This is a genomic window from Novosphingobium panipatense, assembly GCF_900182875.1.
In the GTDB taxonomy this organism is placed as follows: Bacteria; Pseudomonadota; Alphaproteobacteria; order Sphingomonadales; family Sphingomonadaceae; genus Novosphingobium; species Novosphingobium panipatense.
In genome coordinates, this window is record NZ_FXUI01000016.1 from 39,831 (window position 1) to 59,709 (window position 19,879).

25 protein-coding genes and 1 pseudogene are annotated in these 19,879 nt (G+C 59.5%); 18 read left to right on the forward strand and 8 right to left on the reverse strand.

Annotated features, from left to right (window positions below):
* Positions 1–2 precede the first annotated feature (2 nt).
* The gene (locus QOL62_RS16915) at positions 3–893 is read right to left on the reverse strand and encodes a LysR family transcriptional regulator (RefSeq protein ID WP_283407076.1); all 891 of its coding nucleotides are present in this window, start codon (positions 891–893) and stop codon (positions 3–5) included.
* A 100-nt stretch (positions 894–993) separates the two neighbouring features.
* Between QOL62_RS16915 and QOL62_RS16920 the strand changes: the two genes are divergently transcribed.
* The 8 genes from QOL62_RS16920 (at position 994) to QOL62_RS16955 (ending at position 7,932) form a co-directional block, all read left to right on the forward strand.
* Positions 994–1,917: a pirin family protein gene (locus tag QOL62_RS16920; protein ID WP_379502951.1), complete on the forward strand. Its 924-nt coding sequence runs from the start codon at positions 994–996 to the stop codon at positions 1,915–1,917.
* 35 nt (positions 1,918–1,952) lie between these two features.
* On the forward strand, positions 1,953–2,549 hold the full coding sequence (locus QOL62_RS16925) for an NADPH-dependent F420 reductase (RefSeq protein WP_283407055.1): 597 nt from the start codon (positions 1,953–1,955) through the stop codon (positions 2,547–2,549).
* A gap of 40 nt (positions 2,550–2,589) precedes the next feature.
* Positions 2,590–3,360, forward strand: coding sequence for an SDR family NAD(P)-dependent oxidoreductase (locus QOL62_RS16930; protein ID WP_283407056.1), 771 nt, complete (start codon positions 2,590–2,592; stop codon positions 3,358–3,360).
* Between the two features lie 240 nt (positions 3,361–3,600).
* Positions 3,601–4,200 carry an NAD(P)H:quinone oxidoreductase gene (gene wrbA, locus QOL62_RS16935; RefSeq protein WP_283407057.1) on the forward strand — a complete coding sequence of 200 codons (600 nt, stop codon included), beginning with the start codon at positions 3,601–3,603 and terminating at the stop codon, positions 4,198–4,200.
* A gap of 22 nt (positions 4,201–4,222) precedes the next feature.
* On the forward strand, positions 4,223–4,909 hold the full coding sequence (locus tag QOL62_RS16940) for an SDR family NAD(P)-dependent oxidoreductase (protein ID WP_283407058.1): 687 nt from the start codon (positions 4,223–4,225) through the stop codon (positions 4,907–4,909).
* A gap of 101 nt (positions 4,910–5,010) precedes the next feature.
* A complete protein-coding gene (locus QOL62_RS16945; protein WP_283407059.1) occupies positions 5,011–5,460 on the forward strand; it encodes an ester cyclase in 450 nt (149 codons plus the stop codon).
* Complete coding sequence (locus QOL62_RS16950) at positions 5,453–6,406, forward strand: zinc-binding dehydrogenase (protein ID WP_283407060.1); 954 nt, start codon at positions 5,453–5,455, stop codon at positions 6,404–6,406. Before QOL62_RS16945 ends, QOL62_RS16950 begins: the two co-directional genes overlap by 8 nt.
* 602 nt (positions 6,407–7,008) lie before the next feature.
* Positions 7,009–7,932 (forward strand): LysR family transcriptional regulator, encoded by a 924-nt coding sequence (locus QOL62_RS16955; protein WP_283407061.1) that lies wholly within the window; start codon positions 7,009–7,011, stop codon positions 7,930–7,932.
* 14 nt (positions 7,933–7,946) lie between these two features.
* Here QOL62_RS16955 and QOL62_RS16960 read toward each other — a convergent pair whose 3' ends face one another.
* The 4 genes and pseudogenes from QOL62_RS16960 to QOL62_RS16975 all read right to left on the reverse strand — a co-directional run bounded on the left by QOL62_RS16960 (position 7,947) and on the right by QOL62_RS16975 (position 10,164).
* The gene (locus QOL62_RS16960) at positions 7,947–8,186 is read right to left on the reverse strand and encodes an Atu4866 domain-containing protein (RefSeq protein WP_283407062.1); all 240 of its coding nucleotides are present in this window, start codon (positions 8,184–8,186) and stop codon (positions 7,947–7,949) included.
* Positions 8,187–8,247: 61 nt separating this feature from the next.
* Positions 8,248–8,982 (reverse strand): SDR family oxidoreductase, encoded by a 735-nt coding sequence (locus QOL62_RS16965; protein ID WP_283407063.1) that lies wholly within the window; start codon positions 8,980–8,982, stop codon positions 8,248–8,250.
* A 22-nt stretch (positions 8,983–9,004) separates the two neighbouring features.
* On the reverse strand, positions 9,005–9,307 hold the full coding sequence (locus tag QOL62_RS16970) for a putative quinol monooxygenase (protein WP_283407064.1): 303 nt from the start codon (positions 9,305–9,307) through the stop codon (positions 9,005–9,007).
* Positions 9,308–9,334: 27 nt separating this feature from the next.
* Positions 9,335–10,164: pseudogene (locus tag QOL62_RS16975) on the reverse strand (SDR family NAD(P)-dependent oxidoreductase).
* 207 nt (positions 10,165–10,371) lie between these two features.
* On the opposite strand from QOL62_RS16975, the gene QOL62_RS16980 reads away from it, so the two are divergent.
* From QOL62_RS16980 to QOL62_RS16990, 3 genes are all read left to right on the forward strand, one after another.
* A complete protein-coding gene (locus QOL62_RS16980; protein WP_283407065.1) occupies positions 10,372–11,268 on the forward strand; it encodes a helix-turn-helix transcriptional regulator in 897 nt (298 codons plus the stop codon).
* Positions 11,269–11,494: 226 nt separating this feature from the next.
* The gene (locus QOL62_RS16985; RefSeq protein ID WP_283407066.1) at positions 11,495–12,256 is read left to right on the forward strand and encodes an SDR family NAD(P)-dependent oxidoreductase; all 762 of its coding nucleotides are present in this window, start codon (positions 11,495–11,497) and stop codon (positions 12,254–12,256) included.
* A gap of 69 nt (positions 12,257–12,325) precedes the next feature.
* Positions 12,326–12,877, forward strand: a complete 552-nt coding sequence (locus QOL62_RS16990; protein WP_283407067.1) for a flavin reductase family protein — start codon at positions 12,326–12,328, stop codon at positions 12,875–12,877.
* Here the strand turns inward: QOL62_RS16990 and QOL62_RS16995 are convergent, their stop codons facing one another.
* Entirely contained in the window at positions 12,878–13,231 is a 354-nt protein-coding gene (locus QOL62_RS16995) for a hypothetical protein (protein WP_283407068.1), read from the reverse strand.
* Positions 13,228–13,476 carry a TetR/AcrR family transcriptional regulator gene (locus QOL62_RS19965; protein ID WP_379502961.1) on the reverse strand — a complete coding sequence of 83 codons (249 nt, stop codon included), beginning with the start codon at positions 13,474–13,476 and terminating at the stop codon, positions 13,228–13,230. The genes QOL62_RS16995 and QOL62_RS19965 overlap by 4 nt, the downstream gene beginning before the upstream one ends.
* A gap of 255 nt (positions 13,477–13,731) precedes the next feature.
* Here QOL62_RS19965 and QOL62_RS17005 point away from each other — a divergent pair, with 255 nt between their 5' ends.
* The 7 genes from QOL62_RS17005 to QOL62_RS17035 all read left to right on the forward strand — a co-directional run bounded on the left by QOL62_RS17005 (position 13,732) and on the right by QOL62_RS17035 (position 18,550).
* On the forward strand, positions 13,732–14,859 hold the full coding sequence (locus QOL62_RS17005; protein WP_283407078.1) for a TonB-dependent receptor: 1,128 nt from the start codon (positions 13,732–13,734) through the stop codon (positions 14,857–14,859).
* Positions 14,860–14,874: 15 nt separating this feature from the next.
* A complete protein-coding gene (locus QOL62_RS17010; RefSeq protein WP_283407070.1) occupies positions 14,875–15,165 on the forward strand; it encodes a hypothetical protein in 291 nt (96 codons plus the stop codon).
* A 68-nt stretch (positions 15,166–15,233) separates the two neighbouring features.
* On the forward strand, positions 15,234–15,773 hold the full coding sequence (locus QOL62_RS17015; RefSeq protein ID WP_283407079.1) for a serine hydrolase domain-containing protein: 540 nt from the start codon (positions 15,234–15,236) through the stop codon (positions 15,771–15,773).
* Positions 15,658–16,143: an MFS transporter gene (locus QOL62_RS17020; protein WP_283407080.1), complete on the forward strand. Its 486-nt coding sequence runs from the start codon at positions 15,658–15,660 to the stop codon at positions 16,141–16,143. The genes QOL62_RS17015 and QOL62_RS17020 overlap by 116 nt, the downstream gene beginning before the upstream one ends.
* A gap of 56 nt (positions 16,144–16,199) precedes the next feature.
* Positions 16,200–16,961 (forward strand): MFS transporter, encoded by a 762-nt coding sequence (locus QOL62_RS17025; protein ID WP_346770702.1) that lies wholly within the window; start codon positions 16,200–16,202, stop codon positions 16,959–16,961.
* Positions 16,958–17,953, forward strand: a complete 996-nt coding sequence (locus QOL62_RS17030; protein WP_283407072.1) for a dipeptide epimerase — start codon at positions 16,958–16,960, stop codon at positions 17,951–17,953. The genes QOL62_RS17025 and QOL62_RS17030 overlap by 4 nt, the downstream gene beginning before the upstream one ends.
* Before the next feature lie 69 nt (positions 17,954–18,022).
* Positions 18,023–18,550 (forward strand): GNAT family N-acetyltransferase, encoded by a 528-nt coding sequence (locus QOL62_RS17035; RefSeq protein ID WP_283407073.1) that lies wholly within the window; start codon positions 18,023–18,025, stop codon positions 18,548–18,550.
* Between the two features lie 846 nt (positions 18,551–19,396).
* Here QOL62_RS17035 and QOL62_RS17040 read toward each other — a convergent pair.
* Positions 19,397–19,879, reverse strand: a 483-nt coding sequence (locus QOL62_RS17040) for a cobalamin-dependent protein (RefSeq protein WP_283406569.1), incomplete at its 5' end; no start/stop codon positions are given.

Sequence of the window (19,879 nt, forward strand, 5' to 3'; positions counted from 1 at the left end):
GCTTATGCTTGATCCTTAAAGCGTTGTATCAGCCATCGCCCTGCTGGACCGGGGGGGCTGTCTGTCCGGTAAATCGCATCCATCACATAGTCACCACCGATGCTGTCCGGCATCTCCAGTTTCACCAGCCTCCCGGTCAGGAGATCTTCCGCGATCATCGGCTCGGGCATGTTTCCCCATCCGATACCGGCCTTGAGAAGCATGTGCTTTGAGCTGAGGTCCGCGAGGCGCCAGGTGCTGGTCCCCACCACAGCAATGTCGCGCCCCTTGGTCAGCGTTGATCGGTCGGTAAGTACCAACTGGACATGTTCACGACCTGCCCCTGGCAGGTTCTCCTCTGCAATCGCCAAGGGATGGCTTGGCGCGGCCACGGGGATCATGCGCACGCTGCCGATCCCCTCCTTTTCGATGCCATCTAGGCTGACCAGCGGGCCAGCGACCCCGATGGTGGCAATCCGCTCCATTACCAGCCTCGTTACCGAGCCCAGGGATTCGACGTAAAGGTGAAGCGTCACAGTCGGGAATTGTTCGCGGAAACTGGTAAGCGCATCGACTACCCGTTCCTCGGGCAGCAAGGTGTCCAGCACGATGTGAAGCTCGGATTCCAGGCCCTGCAGCATGCCCTTTGATTTCGCTCGCAGGCTGTCGATACCGCCGGCAACCCTGCGAGCTTCAGCAAGCACCATGCGTCCAGCTTCGGTCAGTTGGGGTTTGCGGGTCGTTTCCCGGTCGAACAGTGTCAGCCCGAGTTGTGCCTCGAGGTTCGAAATCGAATAGCTCACAACGGAGGAGGCGCGATTGAGCTGCCGTGCCGCGCCGGCAAAGCTCCCTACGTCCACGACAGTCAGGAAGACCTTTAGCTGGTCAAGCGTAGGAGTGCCGGGCTCACTTATCATAGCTAATTCCTCGAACCTAATCACCGAGCGTATGCCGGTTTTTTAGACCGAAGGAAACGCATAACTCTCCGACATCGCCACTGGCTTACCGCCGACGATGAAGGAACAAGACATGACTTTCCAAGCAGATCCGGCACTCGTCGAGCAGGTGATACTGCCGGCAGTACGTGATCTCGGCGGCTTCGATGTGCGCCGAGCTCTCCCTTCGGTCCAGCGCCGGATGGTGGGACCCTTCGCATTTTTCGACGCCTTCGGACCTGCTGTCTTCCGATCTGGTGAAGGCGTTGATACGCGCCCCCATCCGCATATCGGTCTCGCCACGCTTACCTACCTGATCGAGGGTGAGCTCGATCACCGGGACAGTGAAGGCTATTTCCAGACGATCCGGCCCGGCGAGGTCAATCTGATGACTGCGGGGCGTGGCATCGTACATTCCGAACGCAGTGGACAGGGTTTCCGCGACCGCGAAGCTCGTATGTTCGGTTTCCAGACCTGGCTGGCATTGCCGCTGGAGTTGGAGGAAGCAGATCCCGGCTTCAAACATGTTGAAGCGGGGGCCCTCCCGAGCCTTGCCGAGGACGGTGTTCATCTAAAGCTGCTTGCCGGCAGCTTGGCAGGGGTAACGTCGCCGACGCCGATTTTCTCCGAAACCCTCTACGCCGATCTACAACTGGGCGCGGGCAAACGCTTCAAACTGGCGTCCGATCATATCGAACGCGCGGCCTATGTCGTCAGCGGTGAAGTCGAAGTCGAGGGTCAGGACGGCCGCTTCATCAAAGACCAGCTGATCGTCTTCAAACCCGGCTCAGAGATCGTCCTGCGCGCGGCATCTGACACGCGGGTGATGTTGATGGGCAGCGAGCCGCTCGAAGGTGAGCGACACATCTACTGGAACTTTGTCTCGAGCCGTCTCGAGCGGATCGAGCAGGCCGCCGATGACTGGCGTTCCGGTCGTTTCCCAATGGTGGCGGGTGACCCCGAATTCATCCCTCTTCCGGCCACGGCGCCTCGCGCGGCCTGACCCTCTCTTTCAACTTTCCAAAAAGGATCTTCTTCATGACCTATTCGATCATCGGCTCGGGCGCGATCGGCACCGCTCTGGCTCGTCAGTTTGCTCGGACCAGCACGCCTGTCCTCATCGCCAACACTCGTGGGCCCGCCTCCCTTGCCGGCCTGGCGCAGGAACTGGGATCTAGCGTTCGCCCAGTCGAACTCTCCGAAGCGGTGGAAGCGGACACCATTATCCTCGCCATGCCGTTCTCGGCCGTTGCCGATGTTGCGGCTTTGGCATCCGACTGGAGCGGGCGCGTGGTCATCGACGCCACCAATGCGATCAACTTCGCGGACTTCTCACCCGCAGACCTAGGGGGCCGTCTATCGAGCGACATCGTCGCTTCGGCGTTGCCCGGCGCTGCGATCGTGAAAGCCTTCAACACGCTTCCCGCAGCTGTCCTCGCCCAGGAGCCTGGTTCTGCGACGGGTAAGCGCACCATCTTCCACGCCAGCAACGATCCCGACGCATCGGCGAGAGCTGCGCAGTTGATCGAAGCCCTCGGGTACGCCGCCATCAACCTTGGTCGCATCGATGAAGGCGGCCGCCTGCAGCAGTTCGGCGGGGCGCTCATGGTCCACAGCCTCATCAAGCAGGGCTGATCATCCACGCACAGGCGCAGTGGCGCCAAGGAGAATTTCCATGTCCAATATTCTGGACGGCAAGACTGTCGTCGTCACGGGCGCTGCAAGCGGTATCGGTCGCGCTATCGCCATCTCGGCGGCCCAGCATGGCGCAAAGGCCGTGATCGTGTCCGACATCGTCGAGGCACCGCGCGAGGGCGGAACCCTCACTACGCAGAAGATCGAGGCGCTTGGAGTACCGGCGCTGTTCGTGCGGGCCGATGTTTCCAAGAAAGACGACAATGATCACCTGGTCGCTGCGGCAGATCAGTTCGGCGGCGTCGACGTTATGGTGTTGAATGCCGGCATATCCCTCCGCGCTGACGGCGCGGAGGTTACGGAAGAAGACTATAGGCGTCTCATGTCGATCAACCTCGACGGAACGCTGTTCGGCGCACAGGCGGCTGCACGTCAGATGAAGGCATCGGGCAAAGCCGGGAGTATCGTGTTGATGGCGAGCATGGGAGGTCTTGTCGGTGCGGGCATCACTGTCGCCTATTCGACGAGCAAAGGCGGTGTCGTGCTGATGGCGAAGGCCCTGGCCGACGCTCTGGGCCCCGATGGCATTCGCGTCAACGCTGTTGCTCCAGGGACAATTGATACCGAGCTTCTGCGCAGCACGCCCGATATCGCTGCCGCGAGCGAAGGCTTTCGCCAGCGCACTCCGCTGCGTAGGCTTGGAAAGCCTTCCGAGATAGGTGACGCCGTCGCGTTCCTGGGCTCGGACCTGTCGAGCTATGTCTCCGGAATTGCTCTTCAAGTCGATGGCGGCTTGCTGGCGGTAATCTGAGGATCAGCGCGCTTCTCATCGCCTATAAAGGACGGATCGTTCCCTTTTTATTGGCGTCGCCTCGGCGTCGATGAAAAAGGGGGTAGATCGCATGGCAACTCACCGCCGGTGGCGACGCCATGCTTGTCGATTTCCTCGATGATAGCCGTCGATCATATTCGGATTTTCGAACCTGAAGACGGATGTCAAAACAGTTTCACACAGACGCTTCTTCTAACTCCTTTCTCAAGGATCTGCACAATGGCTAAGGTTCTCGTTCTTTATTATTCTTCTTATGGCCACATCGAAACGATGGCCCACGCCATCGCCGAAGGCGCTCGCTCCGCTGGAGCCACCGTGGACGTGAAGCGCGTTCCCGAAACCGTCCCCGAGGACATCGCCCGCGGCGCGCATTTCAAGCTTGATCAGGACGCTCCGGTCGCCACCGTCAACGAGCTTGCCGACTATGATGCTATCATCGTGGGCACCGGCACACGCTTTGGCCGTATGTCGAGCCAGCTTGCGGCCTTCCTCGATCAGGCAGGCGGCCTTTGGGCACGCGGCGCCCTGAACGGCAAGGTTGGCGCGGCTTTCACGTCATCGGCGACCCAGCACGGCGGTAACGAGACGACGCTGTTCTCGATCATCACCAACCTGCTGCACTTCGGGATGACCATCGTAGGCCTGCCCTACAGCCATGGCGGTCAGATGAGCATGGACGAGATTGTCGGCGGAGCGCCCTATGGTGCCACGACGATTGCCAGCGGCGATGGGTCGCGCCAGCCTTCGCAGATCGAGCTCGATGGTGCCCGCCATCAGGGTGAAATCGTAGCAAAAACCGCAGCCAAGCTCTTCGGCTAAGCCGCAGCACGGGAGACCTCCGATGGTAGACCTGCAGAACAAAGTTGTCATCATAACCGGGGCCGGTTCCGGCATCGGCAGAGAAGCGGCGCTCGGTTTTGCAAGAGCAGGGGCCCGGGTCTTTGCCGCCGAGCGGGATACGGCAGGGCTGCAGCAGACAAGTGAGCTTGTCGCATCGGAGGGCTTTCGCTTTAGCACGTCGGAGATCGATGTTTCTCGAGAAAGCGACGTTGAGCGTTTCACCGCTCATGTACTCGGATCGGCGGGTCGTCTCGACATCGCCTTCAACAATGCCGGGATCACGGGCGAAACTCATCGTATCGAGGACTATCCAGTCGATGACTTCGACCGCGTCCTGGCGCTGAACCTGCGCAGCGTCTTCCTTGGCATGAAGTTTCAGATCCCGGCAATGCTGCAGAGCGGCGGCGGAGCGATCGTAAACACCGCCTCCGTTGCCGCCGCAACCGGTCCGGGTGGGATGAGTGCCTATGCCGCCTCAAAGCATGGGGTGCATGGACTGACCCGTGTAGCGGCTATGGAAAACGCCGCCCGCGGGATCCGGATCAATGCAATTGCGCCAGGCTGGACCGAGACACCTATGGTTGTCGCAAATAGCCACCAGACCCCCCCCTTCGCTGAGCGCGCTCGCACGGCCATTCCCGCGAAATGCGGCGCGGACCCGAAGGAGATTGCCGAGGCTGCAATGTGACTGGCCTCGGATGCCGCAAGCTATGTCATCGGATAGCTACTGGTGGTCGATGGCGGCATGGCCATCGGCGGATTTGAAGTCTGATACACAGGAGATATGACATGAACGACATCAGCGAAGCCGCCAAACTGGTGGTCCGCCGCAACACGGAAGAAGTTCAGGGAGGCGGCGACTTCGACCTGTTCGACCAGCTTTTCTCGGATGACTTATACGATCACACTCCCCAGCCCGGCGGGACCCGCGACAAGGCTGGCGTACTGGTCCTCTACAAGCGTCTTCGGGAAGCATTCCCCGACTTCAAGCCGGAGATCCACTGGCAGAAGGTGGACGGCGATATCGTCACCACCTTCAAGACCTATCATGGCACCCATCTCGGCAATTTTCTGGGACATGCGGGCACGGGCACGCGCGTCAGCTTCGAAACCGTAGATGCCATGAAGGTGGTCGATGGTCAGATCACGGAGCATTGGGGGGTCGCTAATCTTTACTCGGTCCTGCAGCAAATCGGCGTGATCGACCCGCTGCCCGTCGGAGAGACCAGCCATGTCTGATGTCATTCGTATGCACGCAGTGGGCGGTCCCGCCGTGCTGGTGGCGGAACAGGAAACCTTAGGTTCCCCCGCGCCAGGCCAAGTCAAGATCAGGCAGGAGGCGATCGGCGTTAACTTCCTCGACACGATGTTCCGCAGCGGCACGTTCGGTGTATCCTTGCCATTCGTGAATGGCGTCGAAGGCGCCGGCGAAATTATCGAAGTCGGCTCCGATGTTGGCGGTTTTCAGCCAGGGGACCGGGTCGCATATTTCTTCGCACCGGGAGCCTACGCTCAAGAGCGGATCATGGACACCGCGCCGCTGGTGACGCTGCCGCAGGATGTCCCGACGCAACTGGCCGCGGGGCTGTTGACCAAGGGGGTAACCGCGTGGCTCGCTGTTCGAAGGCTGCATGAAGTTAAAGCCGGTGATGTTGTTCTTGTTCAGGGCGCAACCGGCGGCGTGGGATCGCTGGTGGCACGCTGGGCCAAGAAGCTTGGGGCGATCGTCATTGCGGTTGGCTCGACCACCAAGCTCGAGCGGCTTCCCGCTGATATCGGTCATCGCCTCTCCTCCGAAACCCCTGATCTCGGATCCGAAATCCGGGCACTCGCGCCTGATGGCGCCGACGTGGTCTACGATTTTGTGGGACGTGCGACTGCCGATGCCACTCTAAAGGCCGTGCGAGATGGGGGCGCAATCTTCACGATCGGAGCGGCATCGGGCCCAGCGGCATTTGACGAGAGGTTGGTGACGGATCGGCGGATCCGTGTCGAGCATGCGAGCGCCGCCTCGGCGGTAAAGGGGGGCATTTTGGAAGCAGCCGCCAGCGAGATTTTCGCGCGCTGGAGAGACGGTACTTTCGGAGAGATCCAGCTGGATCGCTATGCCCTGAAAGACGCGGCAGGTGCACATCAGGCGATCGCTGATCGCACGATAGGCCCAAACCCAGTCCTCGTTCCCTGATCCGAGCGGCAACGGCTAGACGCGGGTCCCCGGCCAGCCGCGGTGTCGAAGCGGACAATCCCCCTGACACCAACGCATAGACCTCGTCTGCGATCACTTCATCGAACCCCGCCTCGGTAAGCCTGCGGTATTCCTCCGCAGGCATCGATATCCATCGATGCATCAGTACCGAGAAACGGCGCAGCGCCTCCAGGCGAGGATCGGCCAGCGGATTGGGAATCTCGACGCCGAAAAGCTTTTTCCATCGAGCCTCACATTTCGACGGTGTGCGAAGGCTGGACCGGGGGTCGCGTAGCGACAGCACGACGACCTGCTTTTCAAGCCGGGAAAGCTGCTTTGGCGGGAGAAAGTCCGGCGACGCAGCGGGCCGAAATGCCTGGAGAGAGGAATGCATGATGGCGTGCCTCGATGATGATGTTTGAGAGGCAATCTAGCGAACCGACCACGCGCCATTAATCCAATGAGGGAGACACAGCTTTGTTAGCAGGACCTCAAAATGCAGCCCTTGGTTCTGGGCGGTTTACGTCGGCCAAGCCGTATAAACCCGCCCGGAACACCTTGGTTTATTCGCACGCAAAGCATAATATCGCGGCGCAGAATAAGTGAGGTATACGATGACGCCGACGGTTCACGGCAGCGAGTTTGCGCAACTTCGTGCCTTTGTGTCCGTCGCCGAACACGCCAGCTTCTCTCGCGCGGCTGAGCAGCTCGGGATCACGCCGTCATCGCTCAGTCAGACGATCCGAAACCTGGAAGAGCGATTGTCTCTTCGGCTTTTCAATCGGACGACCCGCAGCGTTGCCCTGACCCCTGCAGGGGACGCGCTTTTACAGCGCCTCCGCCCTGCCATGGACGAGATCGCAGCGGCACTGGCGAACGCATCGCATTTCCGGGACAGCGCTGCCGGGAGCGTCAGGGTTCACGCCGCCCGGGTAGCCGCCACCGCGCATATCGAGCCGATCCTTGGCGAATTCTACGAGAAATACCCGGAAATCCTGCTCGACGTTACCGTCGATGACGCCACCGTGGACATCGTGGCTGGTGGATGGGACATCGCACTGCGGCCCGGGGAAGTTGTCGAACGGGATATGGTTGCCGTCCAGCTTGGCGGCGAATTGCGCCAATATCCGGTTGCGACGCCCCGTTATCTCGAAAGCCGCGCGGTGCCGGAAAAGCCCGAGGATCTGCTCAGCCATAACTGCATTCGCTGGCGCTGGGCCGGACGCCCTCTGCCATACAACTGGGAGTTCAATCGTGACGGCGAGTGGTTCGAGCTGGCTGTCAGCGGCTCATTGATCGCCACCGATCGACCGATGATGATGCGGGCCTGTCTCGACCATGTCGGTATTGCCTTTGCGACTAACAGGGAGGCTGACGATCTTGTCGCGCGAGGCGACCTGGTAGCCATGCTGGACCCGTACTGTGCCTCTTATCCGGGCTATTTCCTTTGCTACCCGAAGCAACGCCAGATGGCTCCGGCTCTGCGCGCCTTCATTGACTTCATACGGGAAAAGGCGAGGGAGTAACCCTCGCCTCAGATCTATTCGCGGTAAAGGATCATGCCGGCATGGTAGAGGATGCCGTCTTTGAAATCGCCGTCAGCGGTGAACCCGGTGTCATCCCAATAATCGATGTGATCGCCTGAGATCTCATACCGGCCCTGGTAGGCACTCTTCTTCTTGCCGCGGGCTTCGTCATAGCGCCCATTGGGGAGAAGCTCATGGCGGATGTAGCCGTCTTTCGTCACCCACATTCCGGCATATTTGTGTTGCTGGGTCATACTGTCTCGCCTAGATCGGGATTGTAGCTAGGCGGACGGGATAACCCGCCCGCCTGCCAGTTCAATAGGGTGCTGCCGTGGGTCGAACGACCATCTCGGTCGTATCGACATCATCAGGCTGTGAGATGGCGAACTGGATGGAGCGAGCGATTGCTTCAGGCTTGAGCGCGATTGCGCGAAAGGCCTTCATCTCCTCGCGGCCCTTTTCATCCGAGATGCTTTCGGCCAACTCGGATTCCACCACGCCGGGCGAAACAATCGTGACGCGGATCTTGTCATTCTCCTGGCGCAAGCCTTCGGAGATCGCCCGCACCGCGAATTTCGTGGCACAATATACGGCAGCGGTAGGGGTGACCGTCAACCCGCCGATCGAGGCGACATTGATGATGTGCCCCGATTCTTGGGCATTCATGATAGGAAGCACCGCCGCAATGCCGTAGAGTACGCCCTTGATGTTGACGTCGACCATGCGGTCCCATTCGTCGACCTTCAGGGAGGCCATCGGGGACAGCGGCATCACGCCGGCATCGTTGACGATCACGTCGATGCGGCCGTGCGTGTCGAGGGCAGCATTGGCGAAGCTTTCCGTGCTGGCGCGGTCGGTGACGTCCAGCTTGATCGCCTCTGCCACGCCGCCCTGTGCCCTGATCTCTTCGACGAGCCTGTCCAATCGATCGGTTCGGCGCGCGCCTAGGACCACCTTGGCACCATCACTCGCCAAAAGGCGGGCCGTCGCCTCGCCAATGCCGCTGCTCGCACCGGTGATCAGGACGATTTTTCCTGCAACATTGTGCATGTCGTAAACTCCTGTCTCTGGATCAGGCCGTCGGCCCGACGCGCGTGAAGGACTTAAGGTCGAGATCGCCGTCGACCAGTTCGGGCACGCTGGCGACGAAGGCCTGCATGTGCGGAAGAGTGAAATGGTCGCCGAGATCATCGGCCGACTGCCACACCTCGTAGACCATCCAGAGGGCGGGATCCTCGGTGCTCTGATGAACCTGATAGATGATGCATCCGGGCTCATCGCGTGATGGAGCAACAAGGCTCTGAAGGGCTGCGCCCAGTGCTTCGCTCCGTCCGGGCTTGGCTCTCATTTGCGCAAGGTTGGTATGTTCCGACATCGAGTGACTCCTTCCTGAGGGACAAAATCAGATTGTGAAATCGGTGGAGGTGGAAACGTCGTCCCACTGGCGCAGGTCGTCCTCGAACCGGTCGAGGCGAGCTCGCGTGCGCGCGATGGCATCGGATCCCAAAACGAGATCAAGTGGTGGCTCATCGGCATCAACGGCGGCAAGAATGGCGTCGGCGGCCTTCTGTGGATCGCCGATTTGCTTGCCATCTTTATTCAGGAGACCAGTGACAGTCCTGCCGCTCGTCGCCGCATAATCATCGACGTTCCGTTCCGTGCGCCGAACCGACTGTTCGGAAAGGAGCTCGGTCCGGAAAGATCCGGGTGACACGTTGGTGACCCAGATGCCCATGGGCGCAACCTCTTGGGCCAGGCTGACTGACACGGCCGAAAGCGCAGCTTTTGTCGCGGAGTAGATCCCCGACCCTGGCGCCGGTGCGATCGCTGCAACCGAAGAGATGTTGACGATGTGGCCGCGACCGCGTGTCCGCATGAGAGGCAAGGCTCCTCGAATAAGCGAAAGAGGCGCGTACACATTGACGTTAAAAATCTGATCGATCTCGTCCTGCGCTGTTGTTTCGATCGAACCAACAGGTCGAATCCTGCATTATTGACCAGGACATCAATGGGACCGGTAAGCTCCGCAGCGTCACTGAATATCTGCTCCACCCGCGACAAGTCACCCATCACCAGAGGCAGCACGTGGAGGCGATCAGATGAAAGAGTGGTGGGAAATCGGCCATCGCGGGTCGTGCCAACGACAGTGTCGCCGCGGCCCAGTGCGGCCGTAGCAAGAGCGAGACCCAATCCTCTTGAGATGCCGGTAATCATCCAGGTCTTCTGCGCCATGGAAACCTCCTGAAGCTTCGCGCGTCTGCGCCGTTGAGACCTATCTATTCCGATGGTTAGCCGGATATAATCCGCTGCTGCTCGACGAACCTTGTAAGCCACGCTTATAAATTGGTCGTAGTGCCAAGCCTTTCTGAGTGCGGAATGGTCCTCTCAATTTGGATGAGAACAGGGGGCGATGCTGGTGGAGACGGAGAAAGCCAGGGAATGTCCGACCGGACGGCAGCAGAGACGCTGGACAGACATATTCGGGGACGGCTCCTTGCGGACGGCCGTGACCGCGCGATGCGCAGCGTAATTGCTCAGATTTTCGCCCGAGAAAGTGAACAGGGCGGCTTCCTTGTACCAGCGGTCGCGGAACCGCTCATCGTCTGGGTCCTTAAAGGCGCAGCAGTCGTCGAAGAGCGGGAGCTTGGAGGGGACTGGACCGCCGCTCGGGTCGTCGCTGGTGATTTCTTCATCACGGATTCTGACGCGCCATATGAATTGCGCTGGAGATCACTTGATGAAGGCATGTTCGAAGTAATGCATCTCTACCTCGGACTACCTCTCATGGAACAGGCTGGCGCCGAGGTCCTCGGATGCCGCCATCGGCCACTTCTCTCCGAGGTCTCCGGCGCCAGGGACGATCGACTAGGGCGGTACATAGAGCTGATCGAGGAAGAGATTGCGGGGGCAAGGGAGGCGAGCCCGCTGTATCTTGAAAGCATCGCCCAGGCGCTCGCGATCCGTCTTGTTCAGCGTTATCGAGACGAGGCCAGGGACGGCGCCAAGCGGCGGAACGCTCTTCCAGCGTACCGGCTTCGCAGGGTCATTGAGCAGATGGAAGAATCTCTCAGTGAGGAATTTGAACTGGCGCGATATGCTGAGGCTGCAGGAATGAGCATCGCTCACTTCAGCCGCCAGTTCAAACAAGCCACGGGCCTCGCGCCATCGCAATATTTCATCCGCCTGCGCGTCAGTCGCGCGCGACAGCTCCTCAGAGAAACCGACCAACCCATTATCGCTGTGGGACTGGAAGTCGGCTATTCCAGTCCCAGCCATTTTGCACAGGTGTTCCGCAAGGAGACGGGGGTGTCGCCCCGCTCGTATCGACACGCCTGAGCTAACATAGCCTGCTTTGACCACCCGCAGGTTATTGTGGACCTGCAGGGCAGCATATCATGCCCACCATCAAACTTTGAGCAAAACTCCGACAGTTTACGCAAGGCTCCGAGAGAAGCGACGATTGCCCAGTGTCATATCCAGCTCACGTCTTCTGACGGAGCCGGATTGATCAAGGGATCGTCAAATCCGGCATTATTCCAGCGATCCCGGATAGAGTTTGATCATGACCAACATCGTGAACACTGTGAATGAAGTTGAGGGCAAGGTTGCCATCGTCACGGGCGCAGCCAGCGGCATTGGCCGTGCAATCGCAGAACTGCTGCATTCGCGCGGCGCCAAGGTCGTTGCAGAAGATATCGACCCCGCCGTGAAGGATCTCGAGCGCGATGGCCTCATCGCCCTGATTGCCGACATCACCGTCGATGGTGTTGCCAAGCAGGCCGTGTCGCTTGCGGTCGACACGTTCGGCAAGCTCGACATCCTCGTCAACAACGCTGGTCGCATCCTTTACAAGAACATGGTCGATCTTTCCCGCGAAGAGTGGGAATGGCAGATGCAGACGAACGTCACCGGTGCCTTCCTGCATTCGCGCGAAGCCCAGAAGGGGATGATGAAGAATGGCTCGGGCGCGATCGTTAACATCGCCTCCTATGCTTCCTACTTCGCTTTCCCGGGGATCGCGGCCTACACTGCCTCGAAGGGCGCTATCGCCCAGATGACCCGCACTCAGGCGCTCGAAGCGATCGAGCACAATATCCGCGTCAACGCGATCGGTGTGGGCGACGTGGTAACCAACCTGCTCAATCACTTCCGCGACGACGGCCGTGAATTCCTGGCCGAGCATGGGCAGAATGCCCCAATCGGTCGCGCTGCCGATCCGAAGGAAATCGCCGAGATCGTAGCGTTTCTTGCTTCTGATCGGGCAAGCTTCATCGTTGGCTCGGTGGTCATGGCTGACGGCGGTATGAGCGTCGCCATCGGCTAATTTGACGAGGCGGATGGTGGCAGGCGGGCACCATTCGCCCAACCAAAGCTGAAGAACAGGACATGTGTTGTGACATACGCGAAAAGAGACTTTCCGCTGCATGCCGTGCGTCAGCATCTCGAAACGGGCCCAATCATCCTGATCACCTCCCAGCATGGTTCGAGGTCTAACATCATGACCCTGGGTTGGCACACCATGCTGCAATTCTCACCTGCGTTGGTGGGCTGCTACATCTGGGAAGGTAACGAGAGCAGGGATCTTATCCAACGCTCGGGTGAATGCGTCATCAATGTGCCGACTGCGGAGATCGCCGACCAGGTGGTGGAGATTGGAAACCGCCACGCTCGCGACGGTGACAAGTTCGAGGCCACTGGTCTGACGCGACGTTCGGGCAAAGTCGTCGCCGCGCCGCTGCTGGATGAATGCTACGCGAGCTTCGAATGCCGGCTTTACGACGATGCGATGGTTGCCAATTACGGCTTCTTCATATGGGAGGTCCTGAAGGCTCATGTCGCCAGCGTTGAGGCCCCGAGAACTCTTCACTATCGTGGCAACGGCACATTCATGGCCGCTGGACGTGAGCTTTCTTTCACAGAGCGGTTTCGACCAGAAAACCTTTGACTACGACGTTTGACCAAGGGTTTTTCCCGGATCGACGAAGTTATCGATGCCGGCTGCCAGCTCTGGTTTTAGATCCTCAAGCGGCCGATCCATTGCCAGCGCTGTCCAGAGCATGCCGTCGATGAAGCTGCTTATCGCCAAAGCAGTCTGCCGGGCCGGAGCCTTGAGGCCGATCTCACCATTGGCCTCAAGCTGCGTCAGCAACGTGCAGAGCGTTTCCAGAGCCTCTTCCAGGATCGGCTTATATAGATCATGCAATCGGCCTGGATTGGCGCATTCGGCGCGCAGATGAAGCCGGGTTTTCACCACAGTGGCGATGTCGAAACCCAACTGGTCATCAAGATCGACGATCATCCGTTTGAATGACAGCCAGTCTTCTGAAAACTGCTGCCCGAGACCAGACCGTAGCGAAGCGCCTCGGCGACGATCTCCTCTTTGTTGCTGAAATGCGTGTAGATCGCACCGGTGCTGAGCTCGCATTCCTTTCGGATATCAGCAAGCGACATACCCTCGACCCCCTTTCGAGAGATGCACGCAATCGTGCGACGAAGGATGCGTTCGCGCTGGGCGCTCATATGCAGGGCATCACGCTTGGGCATAATATCCTCAAAAAATACGTTTGCTCTTTATTCCGTCAAAGCCTGCATGACAATCTCTTGACACAAATCCAAAAAGACGGAACGTTCTCCTTCTATTGATGCGAAGGGGCATCGATAGGAAGGGGGTTCCCATGCGCAATGCCCGACTGCTGACGAGCGCCGCCGCCATCGCGGGTCTCGTAGGATGATGTAAACAGGTCCAGGGTATATGGAGGGCGGGCCGACCTCCAGTTTGCGCCCACCCAAGACCTTACAATCGGGCTTTCGGGCTTTCTGCAGAACATTCACAGGGGCGGAGGCGCCTCGGCTGACTTCACGCTTGCGGGCAAGCCGGCCGACGGCTCCCTTGACCAGCGTCGACTTGTCGATGAACCCTTCGATCAGCGCTTCCGCTTCGTGAGCGGCACCATCAACTATGATCTGGGACCAGCGTCCCTGACGTCGATCAGCAGCTACCAGACCATCCGCAACAGCTACCGTCAGGATGGTTCTGCGCTTTACGTGCCGACCCTTGCCTCGTTTGGCCTACCTTTTGAAGCCGTCGCGGTCGATCAGCGCCGGACTACCAAGAAATTTACGCAGGAGGTTCGCCTTGCCTCCAGTGGCGCGAAGATTTTGGATTGGATGATCGGTGGTTTCTACACGCATGAAAAATCCGGCAACGCGCAGGTCATTGTGCCCTACGAAGAGGAGGGTGTGGTGTCCCCCATTTCTTTGGCCGACGTCTCCATTCCGAGTACCTACAAGGAAATCGCTGCCTTTGGTAACCTGACGCTTCACGTCACTGATCGGATTGACCTGTCCGGGGGGCTCAGATGGGCAGAAAATCGCCAGAAGTTCGAACAGATCGGACGCGGGTTGCTGATTGGCTCGACGCCGCAGGTTCGTTCGCGAGATGACGTCGTCACCTATCTTGCCAACGCGCGATACAAGTTTCGCCCGAACACGACGGCCTACGTGCGCTTTGCCACCGGCTATAGGCCAGGGGGACCCAATTACGTCGTAAACGATCCGGTGACCGGCACTCCGCTCGCCCCCGCTCTGTTCGCCTCCGATTCCCTCGACAGCTACGAAGCTGGCTTCAAGGCAGAGACGACAGACCGAACCCTTGGGATCGACATTTCTGGCTATCATATCGATTGGAAGGACATACAGGTCACCTCCGCCGCCGGCGGAGTTTCGGTGATAGCCAACGCCGGCGGCGCCAAGATAACCGGCGGCGAACTTACAATGACCGCGCGTCCTTCGCCGCAATTTACGGTCGTGGGGGCATTCGCTTACCAGCATGCCAGATTGTCCCAGGACAGCTTGGAGCTTGGCGCCCTTCGAGGCGATCGCCTGCCGAATGCCCCCCGTTACACAGCTACACTCAATGCCGACTAGCGGGCCCCAGCAGATATGAAGCTGCGTCTACGCCTCGGAGCCACCCTGCGCTTTGTGTCCGATCGCTCGGCGTCGTTCGACGGGAATCTTGGCGTGCCGCAATATGAGCTGCCCGACTATGTGGCGATCGATCTGCGCGCCGGATTGGACGTGGGACGCTTCGAGATCCAGCTGTTCTCGTGCAACATAACCGATGAGCGCGCTCAGCTGTCAGCAGCAACCGTTCTGTCGTCTGCCGGCGGTCCCGCCCAGGCAACAATGATGCAGCCCAGGACAATAGGCATCAGCCTCGGCTCCCATCTCTGAACAATCCGAGCTCCAGAAGAAATCCGATTCCGCACTCTGCACATATCGATGCGGCGGCACTCGACGCGCTGTTCGCACCCTTTGATCGCACCGATGCACCCGGTTTCGCGGTAGGCGTCGCTATCAACGGCGTGCCGGGGTATCGGCGCGGCTTTGGGATGGCGAGCATTGAACTTCCCGTCGCGCTTTCCCCATCCATTCGCATGCGCATAGAGTCCACCAGCAAGCATTTCTGCGTCCTGGCGGCCATGCTTCTTTGCGAAGAGGGTAAGCTAGATCTGGAAGCGTCCCCGCGGATCTATCTGCCTGAGCTTCCGGCCTGGGCCGAGCCGATGACGGTCCGTCAGCTGATGGCGCACACCAGCGGGATGCGCGACAGTCTGGACCTGCTCCTGCAATCTGCCGCATTGACGCTATCGAGCCCGGCCAGCAGCTTCAGCTGGAAGTCGTTGGAAACCGCAATGCCGGGTCCCGGCAGGGCTTGGCATGACGATCGATCCCGCCGCCTCCTATCCGCCGCACAAGACGGCTCGCTGGGCCATCATGGTCCTCAGCGTCCTTGGCTTTTTCCTCTCCATGGATGTGACGCTCACAACCCTGCTCATTGAGCCGATGAAGCATGACATGGTGCTTACCGACGTCGAGATCGGGCTGCTTCAGGGCACAGCATTCGGCTTGGCATTTGGACTGGCTTCGCTTCCCCTCGGGCGAGCGATCGATCGGGCCAATCGGGTTACCCTTCTAAAGCTGGGCCTCATCGTCTGGATGGTCTCGATGGGGGCGACAGCACTGGCAGGCTCGGTCGCCACGCTGATGTTGAGCCGGATCGCACTAGGGTTCGTTTATGCCCTGCTGATCCCGTCCGCACTCTCCATCATTTCGGACCTTTACCCCCCCGAGCGGCGCTCGGTGGCGACAAGCCTCTTCGCTGTGGGCCAAGCGAGCGGTCAGGCATTCGGCATTCTGGCGGGGGGCTAATCTTCGATGCGCTCACCAAGCTGCTTGTCGGAAGCCCAGATCTGACGGGCGGCCTGGTGCCTTGGCGTACGCTTTATCTCGCGGCGGCCGCACTCGCCCTCCCGCTTCTTCTGGGCATAGGCCTCATTTCCGAACCAGCGCGCCAGGAGCAGGAACAACGCGGCAGAAGTTTGAAGCCGGCTCTACGGGAACTGTGGCAGCATCGCTCGTTTCTGGAGCCTTTGCTGGCTGCAATGCTGTTCAGCACTATGACTTTCCAGGCAGCCGCAGTCTGGGCGACCCCGGTCTTGATCCGGAGTTATCATCAGACGCCGGGCCAGTTCGCGGGCTGGTTGAGCGCGGTGACTTTCGCAGGCGGCATCGTGGGAGCGTTGCTCGGCGGACAGCTTGCAGAATTTGGTCGTAGGCGCGCTGGTCGCGCTGGCGTTCTGCTGCCAGCGATCGTCGCGGCGGCTCTCACTGCTCCCCTGTCTTTCTTCGGTGTCGCCCCTTCCGTTGTCACGTTTGGCATTCTTCTGGCCGGCAGCATGCTGGTGGGAGCATTCAATGCCACCATCGGCGTGATCGCGATCACCTTGAACGTGCCTAATGAAATTCGCGGCCTTGCACTTGGCGCGAATGTCTTCGTTTCAGCGGTATTCGGCGCTGCAACTGCGCCAACCGCAATTGCTCTGCTCAGTTCAGCGCTCGGGGGTGAAGCGAAGCTTGGTCTCGCAATCGCCGGCATCTGTGTCCCTGGAGCCCTCCTGAGCGCGCTGTTCTTTGGGGTCGCCATGCGCGGCGCCAAGCTCAATGGAACTGAAGCGGTGGCACCATGAAGCCCCTGAGCCTGACATATTCCGTTGATCCCATGCCATTCAAAAAGCCTCTGCGGATTGCTGGTCACATATTTGAAGGCATACCGGCGGTGCGCCTTGAGCTGAGTGACGGGGTGGCTGTTGGTAGGGGCGAAGCCAGCGGAGTCTACTACACAGGCGACACCGTTGAAAATATTTGGGCCCAGCTTGAGCCAGCAAGACCCCTATTAAGCGATGGTATTGACCGCGCTTCTTTGCGCACACACCTCCCTGCGGGCGGCGCACGAAATGCTCTGGATGCCGCTCTGTGGGACATAGAGGCTGCAACCTCAGGAATAACAGCATGGAAGCGGGCCGGATTGAGCGACATCCAGCCTCTCGTTACGACTTTCACGCTGTCGGCCGATGATCCCGCCGAGATGCTAGAGCAACTCGATGGCTACGCCGATGCGCGGGCCATCAAACTCAAGCTCGACGGCGATCTCGATGCTGATGCCGAAAGGCTAAGGCTGGTGCATCATCGCCGCCCGGATGTCTGGTTCATGGTCGATGCAAATCAGGGTTACAGCGTGGACCGCTTATCCGATCTCGCGCCGGTTCTACACGACGCCAAAGTGAAGCTCGTCGAGCAACCGGTTCCGCGTGGCAAAGAGGCAGGGCTGGAGTTCATCCGGCTTGGGATACCCCTTGCAGCTGACGAAAGCCTGCTTGGGCTTGATGAGGTCGATCAGCTGGTGGGACGCTTCCAAGTAGCAAATATCAAGCTCGACAAGTGTGGCGGTCTCACCGAAGCGCTCGAGCTTCGGGAACGTGCCCGAGTGCTTGGCCTTCGCACGATGGTCGGAAACATGGCGGGCTCAAGCCTTGCGGCGGCCCCCGCATACATTCTCGGACAATTCTGCGATTTCGTCGATTTGGATGGACCGAGTTTCATTAAGTCGGACTTGACGCCATCGGTTCGCTATCGCGACGGGCGGATCGAGCTTCCCCTTAGCCTTTGGGGCAGTACCTAGATATCCAGCGGACAGGCCATTAGCCACCCGCTTCCACTCCAAACCTACCGGCAAACGATCTGACAATACATGGAACAGCGCCCCAATCTCTCGACTGACCGCCTAATCTTGCGCGCGCACGACATTCGTGATGTGGATGAGCAGTTTAATCTATATCGGGATCCTGCCGTAGAGGAGTTCATCCGCGGCCTTCCCGTCACTCGGGAGGATGCTTGGCACAGGTTACTGCGTTACGTAGGCCACTGGAGCCTATTCGGATACGGGATGTTTGCAGTCTTTGAGCGCGGCAGTGGCTCTTTGATTGGAGAAGTTGGGCTTGCTCAATTTCAGCGAGGATTAGGCGCCGACTTCGATGCAGATCCTGAAGCTGCCTGGCTGTTTGCCGGAAAAGCGCATGGCCACGGCTATGCCATAGAGGCGATGGAAACTCTGATGGGCTGGTTCGATGGCACTCGGCCCGAAGAGCGTTGCGTCTGCATGATCGATACCGAGAATGCGGCTTCGGTAAGGCTGGCGGAGCGCCTCGACTTTCAAGCGTATCGTTCGACCGAGTATCGCGGAGCCAGCGTTACGCAGTACCACCGGCTGAAGCGCTGATTGCAGAGCTGGCGTAAGGCTTGCTCACTTGCAGAGGAGAAAACGACGGCGGAACTTTCAGTATCATCGAGCTTACCACGGAGCATTTCGATTGACGCCGGCAGCCATCTATCATCCCTACAGCAGTTGAAGCGCGGAGCTGTAAGCAAGAGCTAAATGACTGACCTTGTGGGTTTGATCAGAGGGCTTTCGGTAGTAATTCACCTGTGAATGACCGGCTCGGGCGTGAACAGACGATTGCGATGCCGATCCGGAACGACTGGGTCTGGTCGCGACCTGCCGGGATAGCTGCCGGTCCGGACCTGGGCATTGAAATTTGGCGGCTGAACGGCACTAAAGGGTCGGATTCGCCGCGTTCCACATGCTGGTCCAGCGGATTACGAACTTGCATATGTACAGTGGGTTCGAATACCATGCCGGGAGTCGAACTGAGCCTGCAAGCTTCTGATTTCGCAAGGAAAGCGTTTTGTGGTCTCTTTCGTGGAGCCACCCAGTGGACCGGAGCTAGAAGCATTGTAATTCAGTCGCTTAACGGCTGAGTTCGAATCCCGGCGTCTCCACCATGCGCCCCTCCGCAGAGGGCCATGGAAGTCCACTCGGTGGACAATTTCCTTTCGGAACAACGTTGATGGGATGGCTGACGTTGCCGGCGTTCAGCATCGATGAAGGCTGGCGACGCCCGATTTCTCGTTAATCGCTTGTCCGAATATCGAGATCGATCAAGCTGGCCTGAGATGCCATATTCGCCATTCCGAAACGGCTTCACCAGCATGCTCAGCGGCTGTGTCGATACCGATGCCTAGCAACATGCGGGCGATAGCGTCGCCATTTTTTGAAAAGGTTGATTTACTCGGCCGCCTGCAGGTCGGAACCGAGTGGCGGCATGTTGTGTCCGAGCAGCCTGAGCACGTCGGCCGCGCACTCCACCACGTTTGATCCCGGGCCGTAGATGCCCTGAACGCCGGCGTTGCGCAGGAACTCGTAGTCCTGCGGCGGAATGACGCCCCCGGCGATCACCTTCACATCGTTGCGACCCGCCTCGCGGAGCCTGTTGATGAGTTCCGGGATCAGGGTCTTGTGGCCGGCTGCCAGCGACGAGGCGCCCACGACGTCGACTTCGTTCTCCAGCGCCAGCACCACGGTTTCCTCAGGTGTCTGGAACAGGGGGCCGGACACGACATCAAAGCCCATATCCCCGAACGCCGAGGCAATGACATTGGCGCCGCGGTCATGCCCGTCCTGGCCCATCTTGGCGACCAGCAGCTTGGGCTTGCGACCAAGGCGACGTTCCACCGCAGCCACGCCGTCGAGCACCTGCTGCCAGCGCGG

What these genes read in the sequence shown, in the direction of transcription:
- QOL62_RS17035 (WP_283407073.1), top strand. Translation starts at nt 18,023, where the DNA reads ATGGAACAGCGCCCCAATCTCTCGACTGACCGCCTAATCTTGCGCGCG.
- QOL62_RS19965 (WP_379502961.1), bottom strand. Translation starts at nt 13,476, where the DNA reads ATGCCCAAGCGTGATGCCCTGCATATGAGCGCCCAGCGCGAACGCATC.
- QOL62_RS16940 (WP_283407058.1), top strand. Translation starts at nt 4,223, where the DNA reads ATGGTAGACCTGCAGAACAAAGTTGTCATCATAACCGGGGCCGGTTCC.
- QOL62_RS17030 (WP_283407072.1), top strand. Translation starts at nt 16,958, where the DNA reads ATGAAGCCCCTGAGCCTGACATATTCCGTTGATCCCATGCCATTCAAA.
- QOL62_RS16945 (WP_283407059.1), top strand. Translation starts at nt 5,011, where the DNA reads ATGAACGACATCAGCGAAGCCGCCAAACTGGTGGTCCGCCGCAACACG.
- QOL62_RS16965 (WP_283407063.1), bottom strand. Translation starts at nt 8,982, where the DNA reads ATGCACAATGTTGCAGGAAAAATCGTCCTGATCACCGGTGCGAGCAGC.
- wrbA (WP_283407057.1), top strand. Translation starts at nt 3,601, where the DNA reads ATGGCTAAGGTTCTCGTTCTTTATTATTCTTCTTATGGCCACATCGAA.
- QOL62_RS16985 (WP_283407066.1), top strand. Translation starts at nt 11,495, where the DNA reads ATGACCAACATCGTGAACACTGTGAATGAAGTTGAGGGCAAGGTTGCC.
- QOL62_RS16950 (WP_283407060.1), top strand. Translation starts at nt 5,453, where the DNA reads ATGTCTGATGTCATTCGTATGCACGCAGTGGGCGGTCCCGCCGTGCTG.
- QOL62_RS16930 (WP_283407056.1), top strand. Translation starts at nt 2,590, where the DNA reads ATGTCCAATATTCTGGACGGCAAGACTGTCGTCGTCACGGGCGCTGCA.
- QOL62_RS16960 (WP_283407062.1), bottom strand. Translation starts at nt 8,186, where the DNA reads ATGACCCAGCAACACAAATATGCCGGAATGTGGGTGACGAAAGACGGC.
- QOL62_RS16980 (WP_283407065.1), top strand. Translation starts at nt 10,372, where the DNA reads ATGTCCGACCGGACGGCAGCAGAGACGCTGGACAGACATATTCGGGGA.
- QOL62_RS16970 (WP_283407064.1), bottom strand. Translation starts at nt 9,307, where the DNA reads ATGTCGGAACATACCAACCTTGCGCAAATGAGAGCCAAGCCCGGACGG.
- QOL62_RS16995 (WP_283407068.1), bottom strand. Translation starts at nt 13,231, where the DNA reads ATGATCGTCGATCTTGATGACCAGTTGGGTTTCGACATCGCCACTGTG.
- QOL62_RS16925 (WP_283407055.1), top strand. Translation starts at nt 1,953, where the DNA reads ATGACCTATTCGATCATCGGCTCGGGCGCGATCGGCACCGCTCTGGCT.
- QOL62_RS17010 (WP_283407070.1), top strand. Translation starts at nt 14,875, where the DNA reads ATGAAGCTGCGTCTACGCCTCGGAGCCACCCTGCGCTTTGTGTCCGAT.
- QOL62_RS16920 (WP_379502951.1), top strand. Translation starts at nt 994, where the DNA reads ATGAAGGAACAAGACATGACTTTCCAAGCAGATCCGGCACTCGTCGAG.